Consider the following 12058-nt stretch of genomic DNA (forward strand, 5'->3'; position numbering starts at 1 on the left):
TTTTTATACTTAATTCCTTTATTCCTCTATTAGTTTATAGGTAGAAATGATATTGTTATTATTTCCTGAAATTAAAAAAGTATTTTCTTTTACTGTAATCCACTCTAAAGATTTACTATCATAAGGGATAAACAATCCACTTTTATGGGCAGGAACGCTACTAAAATGTAAATCACCATTATTAAGCATTACCATACCAAATCCCGCATCATTGCGTGGTGTTTCAATTTCAGAAGTATATAAATTACCCGCTATTATAATATCACTCTTATTATCGTTATTTACATCCTTAATTAATATATCATTTATCGAAGAGATTTGGGTCATTTTTGGAAATGGTATAAATTCAAAATCGCCAGAACCTTTATTTTCAAGAATCCCACTTTCAAAATTATAACTCAATAATGTATATGCAGATTCTAAATTTTCTTTCCCGTAAATATCTAATACAGTAGCATTACCGAACTGATGATAGGTTGGTATTTTTTTTGATAAAGAAGGGATTTGCTGCGAAGAGCATTGTTTTCCTCTAACCGGATATAGTGCGCCAAAATTATAATACCCTAATATGATATCCTGTTTTCCATTGGCATCAAAATCATCATAATATAGTGTGAGAGGTTCTTTTTTTGATGCTTTATATTTATAATTTGTACCTAGATTACCTAACACATAATCAGGATCACCATCATTATCTAGATCTTGCGATTTAATACTAAAATACCAACCCGAAAGACTGTTTAGAAGATTAGATTTTACTATTTCAAAACCGTGTGTTGTATTTTTAAAAATTGTTGGCGACATCCACTCTCCAACAATAATTAGATCTATTGCTCCATCATTATTATAATCAGACCATACTGCATCAGTCACCATTCCTATATCATTTAACTCTGGTATGTATTGCGAAGTTACATTTTCAAACTTTCCATTAACATTCATTAAAAGATAACTACTCGTAGGTTCGGGGTATTGATGTGGTTTGTGTCTTCCGCCAATAAAAATATCAGGATATCCATCTTTATTAAAATCTGCAATACTAATTTTTGAACTACTACTATGGATAGAAGATGGGAGCAAATCTGTTCTCTTTATAAATTTACCTGATCGATTTTCATATAAACGATCTTGGTACTCAAATGCATTATCTATAAACTCATTTCCTCCACTTGCCACATAAAGATCAAGATCACCGTCAAGGTCATAATCCAAAAACTTGGCATCAATATCTTCGTATTTTCTATCTTCATTAAAAACATGATGCATTATAAACTCTCCATTATTTTTCTGAATTAATAAGGCCGAAGAAGTTCCTGTACTTTGCCCAACAAACACATCGTCAATTTTATCATTATTAACATCTCCTACTGCAATGGCCGGTCCAAATTGTGAGAGTTTATGAGGTAACAGGATTTGATGTTGATAATCGTCATATTTATTTTCTACATGGGTTATATCGGGGAATAAATTAGCAGCTGTAAAAAAAGTATTTGAGCCTTTAAAAGAACCTTCTTCAACTCTATCTGGGTCCTCAAAATAGTTTATGGTATATTTTCTATTTAGTGCAGTTATTTTGGTTTTTTGAACTTTACCGTCTGGCCAAAAAACTTTTAATGAATCTATATGCTCATCTTTTCCTAATCCTACATTAATTTTGGGAGGTACCGAAGACTGATATCCTCTTACACAGTAATTCTCATAAACTTGCTCTCTTTTATTACTGTATACTATTATTTTGGCGCCAATTCCTTTTTTGTTGTATTGATCTCCAATAAAATCTATAGTTATGAAATTATTCTTACTAATTGTATTCGTATTATTTCGCAATATTGTTGCCTCTTGATCAACATTATTAATGATCAAATCCAAATCACCGTCATTATCCAAATCTGAATATGCAGCTCCGTTAGAATAGCCTTTTATTGTATTATTTACCCATGTATCTGATGTATTAGTAAATTCTAAATTTCCAGAGTTTTTAAAAAAATAGTTCTTATGAGGTCTATTGGGTGTTTGAGAAATTAAATGTTTTATTTTTTTAGGGTTTGTAAAAGCATCCGCGTTCTCTCTTATAAAAGTTTGAATTTTATTATGAAAATCTTTATTTCTAAAATCTCTTTTTATACCATTTGTAATAAAAATATCTTTTCTTCCATCATTATCAAAATCAGCCAATAAAGGAGCCCAACTCCAATCTGTATTTGAAATCCCCATAATTTGACCTACCTCGGTATAATGTGGAATTCCTAAAGAATCAATATGGGTCGTATGTTTTTGAAAGGTATTATACATATATTGAAAATGTCTCCCTTCTTTTACACCTTGATTAAATTTTTCGGGATTCATAGATGGCATACTGGTTTTAATTCCATAATTATGTTCAGAAACCATGTCTAAGGTTAATATATCTGCAAAGCCATCATTATCCACATCTGCAATATCATTGCCCATAGAAAAATTAGAAATATGTTTTGTGGCAGTTTTTATTACTTCTTTAAAGGTTCCGTCTTGTTTATTGATATACATATAATCATGTTCTTCATAATCATTAGACACATAAATATCTGGCCATCCATCAAGATTAAAATCACTAACCCCTAATCCTAAACCATAAGATATTTCATTAGAATAAATACCAGTTTCGCTTGTTTTATCTATATATCTACCATTTTCATTGACATAAAACTTATCTCCAATTTGCGATTGTTTTAATCTCCCTTTGGTCAGTGTACCAGGTTTTAATGTTTCGGGATTATGGTTCATTAAATACATATCTAAATCACCATCTTTATCATAATCAAAAAAAACTGATTGAATTGAGTAGCCCGAATCATTGATTCCATATTTTTTTGCAGATTCTTCAAAAATTGGAATTCCGTTTTGATCCAGTCCTTTATTGATATAAAGTTCATTTTCTAACATTTGAGATCCTCTAAACGGTCCGGATTTACATACATAGATATCTAATAAATTGTCATTATTAATATCTATCATATTCGTCCCTGTGGTCCACCCTTTTCCTCCTTTAGTATTAGCTATTTTTGTAATATTTTGAAACCTTAAATTCCCTTTATTAAGGTATAAGTGATTTTCTTCAAAATTAGAAGTGAAATAAACATCATCCAATCCATCATTATTAATATCGCCAATTGCAACTCCTCCTCCATTATAATAATATTCATATATGAACGCGTTCATGAATTCATCTTCGTAAATATTATTTTTAAAAGTAATATTAGAATATTTACTTTCTATTTTTTCGAATAAAGTTGCTGGATAAGGCTTTATTTCTTCTTTATCTGTGCACGAAAATGAAAATGACATCAAAAAAAACAATACCAAAATTCTACTATTTAAGAGTAAGTGACGTTGAGTTCTATTTACCTTATTCGCGGTCATAGTTTTATACTTTATTTGATTATTTTCTTTTAAAACATCCATAGATAAAAATAAAGAGGTTGTTTAAAATATATTTTAACAACCTCTTTATACAGTGCTTAATATTTTATTAGTTCTTAAGCAATTTCAGAGTTTGAGTTGTACTATCTACTCTTAATTGGAGAAAGTAAATCCCATTAGGAAAGCTACTCATATCTAATTGGTAATCATGAATTCCCTTTTTTAAATATTTATTGTTATTTAATACTTGAACCCTATTACCTAAGAGGTTATACAATAACAAATCAACATTGCTCTTTTCTTGTAAATTAAGCCTAAAATTAGCCATTGTAGTTACAGGATTAGGATAGGCATCTATGGCCATTGCTGTATCAGATAGCAACCCACTTCCTTTAATAGAAGTACGTCCTAAAATAGCATCAAAATAGGGTCTATAATTTAATGAGAATTCTTTATTAAAAAACTCATCCCAGTTAATTGACCAGGTCATTAACCCCCTCATTTCAGGATATCCACTAGGATTAACTAAGGTATATCTACCACCAAATGAAATTCCTTTAATGAGATAATCCAATGCTTTTTTCACCTCGGCTGGTGCAGTATATCCACCACCTGCTGCTTGTGGAGATGCTGGTATACCAAAAGCCACCTGATCAGGTCGTAAAGCTGGGAAGTTTACCGTATGGCCCGCTACCGGAAATCCTTGTAACAACATTTCGGTCATAGCGACATGAAAATCGGCATTACCTTGAGAATAGCATACACCATCCAAACCTAACATACATCCAGAGTTGTAATCCTGTACATGTATATAATCTAATCTATTTCTAAAATTATAAATTACAGGTAAATATGCTCCAAATGAGCCTGCATATGTGCTATTTCCTCCCTGTACAAATGCAGTTTCTGGCGCAGCGGTTAGTATAAAATCTGGCCCAAAATGATTTAATACAGCTTGAGTACCAGCAATGAAATTAGTGATTTTAGGAGATGTTGGGTTTCTAAAATCAGTATCACCTGTAGATAATCCAAGTGACGTACCTTCAAGGTCGATATCCATACCATCAAAACCATAATCCTCAATAATAGCGATCATCGCACTTGCAAACGTTTGAGCATCTTGTGGCGTAAGAAGTTCAATTCTTCCATTAGCTCCTCCTATCGAAATAAGCACTTTTTGCCCTCTACTTTGTAATAAAGTGACATCTTGACGAAATTGTGCTTCTGTGGTAACATCATTGCTTGGCGTAAAGGCCATATCCGCCTGTCCAAAAGTAGCAGGCTCAGCAAATGCTATATTTACTACATCCCAATCAGTAGATACATCTCCCAAATTCAATACAGCAGAACCATTATTAAAATTATGCCAGTATCCTACCATAATATGTTTTGCAAGATCTGTTGGCGGCGGAGGTGTACCATCGGTAATAGAAATATTTACGGCAGTAGAAGTAGTTGTATCATTATTAGTATTAGTAGCCTTAGCTGTTAAAGAATGATTTCCTAAGTTTCCTGATGACCAGGAAATACCATATGGAGCTGTAGTATCCTCTCCTAATTTAGTTGTGCCATCAAAAAATTCTACTAGAGCAATGCTACCATTAGTAGTGGACGCATTAGCAGTTATTGAAATTGCATTTCCTTGTGTAAATACCGTTCCTGCGTTCGGTGATGTTATGCTTACAGATAATGAATTTGACACAGCAATGATTGAAACATTTATAGCACTAGAAGTTGTACTAACACCATCGTTATCTGTTGCAATGGCAGTTATAGTATACTCCCCTACAACAGCATTATCCCAATTAATACTAAATGGACTTGTTGTATCAATTCCTAAACTTGAATTTCCATTAAAAAATTCTACCTGAGTAACACTTCCATCATCTGTGGCATTTGCAGTTAATTCAATTGTGGTATTTTCTTCAAATTCACTGCCAGTAGATGGAGACGTTATGCTAACGTTAGGGGATTGATTAGTCCCTCCAGAACAAGATCCTAACAATGTCCATGGCTGTCCGCTTCCTGTGGGACCATTACTTGTTTCTGGATTGTTTTGAGTCCACCAATTCGCAAGGTACTTTTTACTGTTAAGTTGCACTTCATCTCCTTGGGTATAGGTATTTGATGATGACCATATAGGTATACCTGCACACCCTCCACCAGAAATTGGATCTACTGTAATTTCAATAGGTAAAGAATTGCCTATTGCATCTTGATTATCTGTAGCAATGGCTGTTAAATTATGAGTCCCGGATGTTACATTACTCCATGTTGCATTGTACGGGCTCGTAGTATCAGTACCTACACTCACGTTATCTACAAAAAATTCTACAGAAGTTATCGTTCCATTGGTATCAGATGCGTTTGCCGTAATAGAAACAATTGTTCCCTCATCAAAAGTTGTTCCGGCCAAAGGGGAAGATATAGCAACTACAGGAGGATCATTAGAAGTATCTATAATATCAACAGATACAGAATTTGATGTTACAATTGCACCTAAATTATCTGTAACCGTTGCCGTTATATTATATGTCCCTACAGTGCTTGTACTCCATGTAGTACTGTATGGGTTTGTTGTATCGATACCTACACTTGTTCCATCAACAAAAAACTCTACTTGAGTAACACTACCATTATCAGAAGCATTTGCACTTATCGTTACAGTATCTCCTATTGCAAAATCAGCATTATTTACTGGAGCGGTTATATTTACTGTAGGTTGTGGATTACTATTATCCAAAGCATCTAGATAAGCTCTATGTTCATTAGAAAATTCAAAATTATTAAAAGCATCCCAGTTTACAGACCAGGTCATTAATCCTCTAAGATTGGGATACGTTTGTGTAAGCGTATAATTACCTCCAAAAGAAATCCCTTTAATCAAATAATCCAACGCTTTGTGTACTTCGGCTGGCGGAGCAAATCCACCACCTGCATTAGCATTAGCTGGAAGACCGATCAAAACCTGATCTTGTCTAAGGGCGGGAAAAAACTTAGAAGTATCTCTTGTTATTGGAAATCCTTTTAAAAGCATATCCACTAATGACACATAAAAATCTGCATTACCCATAGCATAGAACTGATCATCCAAAGCTGTGATAGATCCAGAATTGTAATATTGCACTTGCAAGAAGGTTAGTTTATCTCTTAATGCATGAATAACTGGAAGGTAAGCTCCTGCTCTTCTATCGGCTCCAGAAGAAATACCTCCATAAAAACTATATCCCAATTGAACAAAAAACGTTTCGGGCGCCATAGTAAGAACGAATTTGTTTCCAAAATGATCCGTTATTGTATTAATTGCATCAATGAGATTTACAATACGAGGTGTAGTCGGGTTACGAAAATCGTCATCCCCAAAATTAAGCGATAATGATTGTCCTTCAAAATCTATATCCATTCCGTCAAAACCATAATTTTCGATAATAGAAATCATTGAACTAACAAATTCATCTCTTTCGGCTATTGTATTTAACTGCACCAACCCATTTGCTCCTCCAATCGAAATCACTACTTCTTGACCTCTACTTTGCAATATTTGAATACCATTTCTAAAATCTGCATCAGAAATATTTGCCGGATCAGGTGTAAAATCGATAAGAGAAGTACTACCAGAAACAGGTTCTGCAAAAGAAATATTAACTACATCAAATTTAGATGACACATTTTCGGGACGTATGAAACCAGAACCGTTATCAAAATTATGCCAATATCCTACAATTACTCTATCGGGTAATTCTCCGTCTGATCCGCCAGCAGGCCTAACCCTTATATTAACAGAAGAAGAAGTTGTTGTGTTATTATCATTATCTGTTGCAATAGCAGTTAATGCATAGTTTCCTTCAGCAACTCCAGACCAAGTAAAAGAATAAGGAGCAGATGTATCTTCACCGAGTTTTGTAGTACCTTGAAAGAATTCTACCAAGCTCACAGAGCCATCTGCATCTGAAGCATTGGCTGTAATATTTATACTATTTCCAACTGTAAAATTTGTATTATTAGAAGGAGAAGTAATACCTACAACTGGGGACTGTGGTCCTACAGGGTTTACCGTAATTGTCACAGCAGATGAAGTAGTTGTTGCGCCGTTATTATCCCTTGCGCTAACAGTTATATTATAATTACCCGCAGCAGCATTGGTCCAGTTTAAGCTATAAGGGCTTGATGTATCAATCCCAAGACTTGTTGTGCCCGAGAAGAATTCTACTTGAGTAATAGATCCATCAGGATCTGAGGCATTTGCAGCTATAGCTACAACATCACCTTGGTCAAAAACAGTACCATTAGTAGGAAGAGTGATACTAACAGTTGGTGACTGATTTAGCCCTCCACATGGTCCTATTAAAGTCCATGGTTGGCCACTTCCCGAAGGGCCATTATTAGTTTCAGGATTATCTTGCGTCCACCAATTAGCAATATATTTATTATCATTAAGTTGTACTTCGTTTCCTTGAGTATATGTATTAGTTGATGACCATAATTGAGTATTCTCACAGTTATTTTGAATTAATATATATTCTGCATCAGGTAAGGCTTTTTCTATAATTTTATTGATCTCATTATTAACCTTACTACGCTTTATAATGTCTGCATAGCTAGTATTAATACTAAACATAACCATTAGCATTAACAACACTATAGGCATGCATGAGTTTTTGAATAAATAATGACAATTATTTTTCATGATTAGAAAGTTTGATTTACGTTTTTTTAATGTTTTGAATTCTTAGAATTGCTCCTTTACAACTGAGAAAAAACTTAATAGATCAGATTGTAGATGTGATCTATCGATATTAGATTATATCCAGTTTGAATAATAGTATTCAATAAAATTGCAATACTTGACATATGAACTAGAATTATATCATCCTTAAAAAAACTCCGAAAATAAACTCAATACTAACCAAGCACATTTCGGAGTTTCTACTTAAAACAATTGTTTAACTAAAAAGGGTGACTAATTAAATAGTCTATGAAATAAAAGAATTAATTACAATTCTGTATAAACTCCCATGGTTTACCATCACCTGTATTTGCAGATGGTATATCTCCTTGTGTCCACCATTTTGCTCTATACAAAGCATTTTGATATACAGTTTCTACACCTCCAGTATAAGCCGTAGAAGAATTCCATTGACTAGAAGTACAGCTACCTGTTCCTCCTCCATCTCCATCGCCGTCTCCGCCACCATCACCGCCGCCATCGCCGCCACTACAATTGCTTACAAATTCCCATGGTTGTCCGTTACCTGTACTTGAACTTGGATTGTTTCCTTGTGTCCACCATTTTGCTCTATACAATTTATTTTGTTCTATAGCTTCTTGACCGCCATTATATACAGTTGCACTGCTCCACTGTGCGGCATTATCACAACCAGTACCATTACCACCGCCATCACCGCCGCCATCACCACCACCGGTGTAGGGAGATTCTGGGTAATTCTCTGCGTTTGCAATCGCTTGAGATGTAGATATCCCATTAAGCACCTGGCTAGCAATATGTAGATATCCATAAGCCGAAGATGAACCTCCACTTAATAACATTTGCCAAATCATAATCCCATCATTGTTCGTGTTATTGGAAGCAATATGAGCAGAAAGATCTGCCATGCTATCATAAGTATAAGTGTAGTACGGTCCCCAAGGTTCGTTAGGATAATGTGTTCCTGCTGCAATTGAGAAACCATATTTTCCTGCATAATGTTTGTATGCATCATACATGATTTTTCTGTTCGTAGCGGCACCTGTATTATAACCTTGGTATGCGATTAAATCTATTTTATCTCCAACAGCTTCCATAACTGGTATCATATGACCCGTAGTCGCAAATCCAAATAAACTAATAGCTTGATTTGGTGTAGTTGCATTGTACAAGTTCGCATCAGATTCTCCTGATAAAGTATTTCGATTACTGTGTGCAAAAGGAGATGAAGGATCATCATTATTTACACCTCCCAAAGCACCAACTCCTGCAGGTGCACAGGCAAGAAGATATTGTCCTTTAGGCATAATAGCTCGGGAGTTATTAAAAAAATCAATAAATCTCTGAACATTAATGGGATCACCTATAGTTGCAAAACTACCATTGGGTTCAAAATCCCAATCAATTCCTTCAAACCCCATATCATCTACCAAATCCTTTATTTGTTGATAATTGATATCATAAGCAGCATCCGAACCCCAGTAAGTTTCTCCACCTATCGATAATATTACTTTAGTACCCTTAGATTTTAAGGCCGCCACAGATCCTTTTAGAGTTGCTCCGCCATATGGTGTTTGAATCCCTGTATTGGTAATATCCAAAGATCCTTTTTGGTATCTAAGGTTAGGTCTGGCAAAAGCTAAGAATACATGAGTTACATGTTCAGGAATATCTCTTAACTTAGATCCGTTATCTCCAGATGTCCAACTCTCTGACCAGGAAGGGAAATATCCTAATATTATTGGTTCACTAATCGAAGATTTGGTTGCATTTAATTCGATTTCGCCTAAGTTTTCACTTTCTATAAAGCTTTCGTTCGAGCATGATGAAAATAGCATTGGTAAAATGGCTATTCCGAAAATAAGATTTTTAAAAAAGTTCATAAAATGTTTGTGTTAAAGGTTAATAATTATGTTAACTATCATTGATAGTATAGTTTCTATTCATATTATTTTTTATGTACAGTATATGTTGAGTTTATATTTTTGAATTCATGGAGATGTATCATGTGTTCTATCGCATATAGTTCTATTTCTTATTTTTGATAATATCATTTACTACATCTGGATTTAGTAGTGTAGATGTATCTCCTATGCTTGCTATATCGTTATTTGCTATTTTTCTTAGTATTCTTCGCATGATTTTACCACTTCGTGTTTTAGGAAGCCCTGTTACGATTTGAATCTTATCAGGTTTTGCTATTGGTCCAACCAAACGAGAAACTATTTCTTTTATTTCTTTGTGTAAATTTTCTTCTTTCTCATCTTTATCATAAGTGATAACGTATGCATATAGTGCATTACCTTTAATCTCATGAGGATAACTCACCAAAGCGCTCTCTACCACCAAAGGGTGCTGATTAATAGCATTTTCTATAGGAGCAGTACCCAAATTATGACCTGATACAATAATTACATCATCTACACGCCCCGTAATCCTATAATTTCCGTCTATATCCCTTAATGCACCATCCCCTGGAAAGTAATAGCCCGGATAAGCCGAAAAATAAACCTTTTTATATCGGTTGTGATCACCATAAATTGTTCGTGCCATTCCGGGCCAGGGGAACTTTATTGCAAGGATTCCTTCTGCTTCTTTTTCAGATAATTCTGTTCCTTTAGGAGTGAGTAATGTTGGTTGTATTCCTGGTAAGGGTAATGTTGCAAATGTTGATTTTTGCGGTGTAACTCCTGCTAATGAGGAAATCATAATCCCACCTGTTTCTGTCTGCCACCATGTATCTACAATGGGGCAATTATTGTTTCCTACTATATCATTGTACCATTGCCATGCTTCAACATTAATAGGCTCTCCAACGGTTCCTAACACTTTAAGACAAGAGAGATCATATTTTTCAACCAGTGATGAAGGATGTTTTTTTAAAGCTCTAATAGCTGTTGGTGCTGTGTAAAAATGTGATACTTGATGTTTTTCGCACACCTGCCAAAATCGATCATACCCTGGATAATTCGGTATCCCTTCAAAAATGACTGATGTAGCCCCAACTGCCAATGGCCCATATACGATATAACTATGCCCTGTGATCCACCCTATATCGGCAGTACACCAATAGATATCACCTTGTTGATACTGAAATACATTCAAAAAAGAGAAAGATGTATATACCATATAACCCGCAATAGTATGCACCATACCTTTGGGTTTTCCTGTAGATCCAGAAGTATACAAAATAAACAAAGGATCCTCGGCGTCCATAATTTCTGCTTCACAATAATTAGAAACATCCATTGACTCAAGATGCCACCAAGAATCTCTGCCAGGTACCCAGTGAATATCTTGAGCCGTATTTTTAAGAATGATTGTAGATTCGATGATAGGGCATCTTTTTAATGCTTCATCGACAATGTTTTTTAAAGGGATGTTTTTGGTTCCTCTATATGCTCCATCTGCCGTTATCAACATTTTACAGGAAGAGTCATTTATTCTGGTTGCCAGTGCTTCAGAAGAAAATCCAGCAAATACAATAGAATGAACAGCCCCTATCCGGGCACAGGCCAACATTGCAACCGTAAGTTCAACCACCATTGGCATATATATACATACTCGATCTCCTTTTTGAATACCTTTATTTTTAAGTACATTGGCAAATTGACAAACCTTTGCATGCAATTCTCGGTACGTATATTTCTTTGAAGGTTGACTGGGATCATTCGGCTCCCAAATAATTGCTGTTTGATCGGCTCTAAACTCTAAGTGTCTATCTAGGCAATTTTCGGTAATATTAAGTTTAGCATTCGTAAACCATTTTGTTGTTGGAATTTCCCAATCATATGCTAATACTTTATCCCATTTTTGATGCCAAACAAAAGTATTTGCTATTTCTGACCAAAAAGATTCTGGGTCTTTTACACTTTGTTCATATTTTGTATGATAATCTTCATATGAAGAAATCATTTTTAATTCATTTTTTTGATCTGTTTCCATGCTTTTGCG

At 34.6% G+C, this 12058-nt stretch carries 4 protein-coding genes; all 4 read right to left on the reverse strand.

The window, feature by feature from the left end; all coding sequences use genetic code 11:
• Window positions 1–18: 18 nt before the first annotated feature.
• Window positions 19–3399, reverse strand: coding sequence for a VCBS repeat-containing protein (locus DK508_RS02910; RefSeq protein WP_160114541.1), 3381 nt, complete (start codon window positions 3397–3399; stop codon window positions 19–21).
• A 109-nt stretch (window positions 3400–3508) separates the two neighbouring features.
• The gene (locus tag DK508_RS21320) at window positions 3509–8086 is read right to left on the reverse strand and encodes an Ig-like domain-containing protein (protein ID WP_200831834.1); all 4578 of its coding nucleotides are present in this window, start codon (window positions 8084–8086) and stop codon (window positions 3509–3511) included.
• A gap of 302 nt (window positions 8087–8388) precedes the next feature.
• Window positions 8389–9987 (reverse strand): carbohydrate-binding protein, encoded by a 1599-nt coding sequence (locus tag DK508_RS02920; protein ID WP_109299258.1) that lies wholly within the window; start codon window positions 9985–9987, stop codon window positions 8389–8391.
• Between the two features lie 145 nt (window positions 9988–10132).
• Window positions 10133–12049: an acetate--CoA ligase gene (gene acs / locus DK508_RS02925; protein ID WP_109299259.1), complete on the reverse strand. Its 1917-nt coding sequence runs from the start codon at window positions 12047–12049 to the stop codon at window positions 10133–10135.
• Window positions 12050–12058: the final 9 nt, after the last annotated feature.

The sequence above is a fragment of the Aquimarina sp. AU474 genome (assembly GCF_900312815.1).
Classification (GTDB): domain Bacteria; phylum Bacteroidota; class Bacteroidia; order Flavobacteriales; family Flavobacteriaceae; genus Aquimarina.

Coding starts and splice junctions, on each gene's coding strand:
- DK508_RS21320 (WP_200831834.1), bottom strand. CDS start 8,086: ATGAAAAATAATTGTCATTATTTATTCAAAAACTCATGCATGCCTATA.
- DK508_RS02920 (WP_109299258.1), bottom strand. CDS start 9,987: ATGAACTTTTTTAAAAATCTTATTTTCGGAATAGCCATTTTACCAATG.
- acs (WP_109299259.1), bottom strand. CDS start 12,049: ATGGAAACAGATCAAAAAAATGAATTAAAAATGATTTCTTCATATGAA.
- DK508_RS02910 (WP_160114541.1), bottom strand. CDS start 3,399: ATGACCGCGAATAAGGTAAATAGAACTCAACGTCACTTACTCTTAAAT.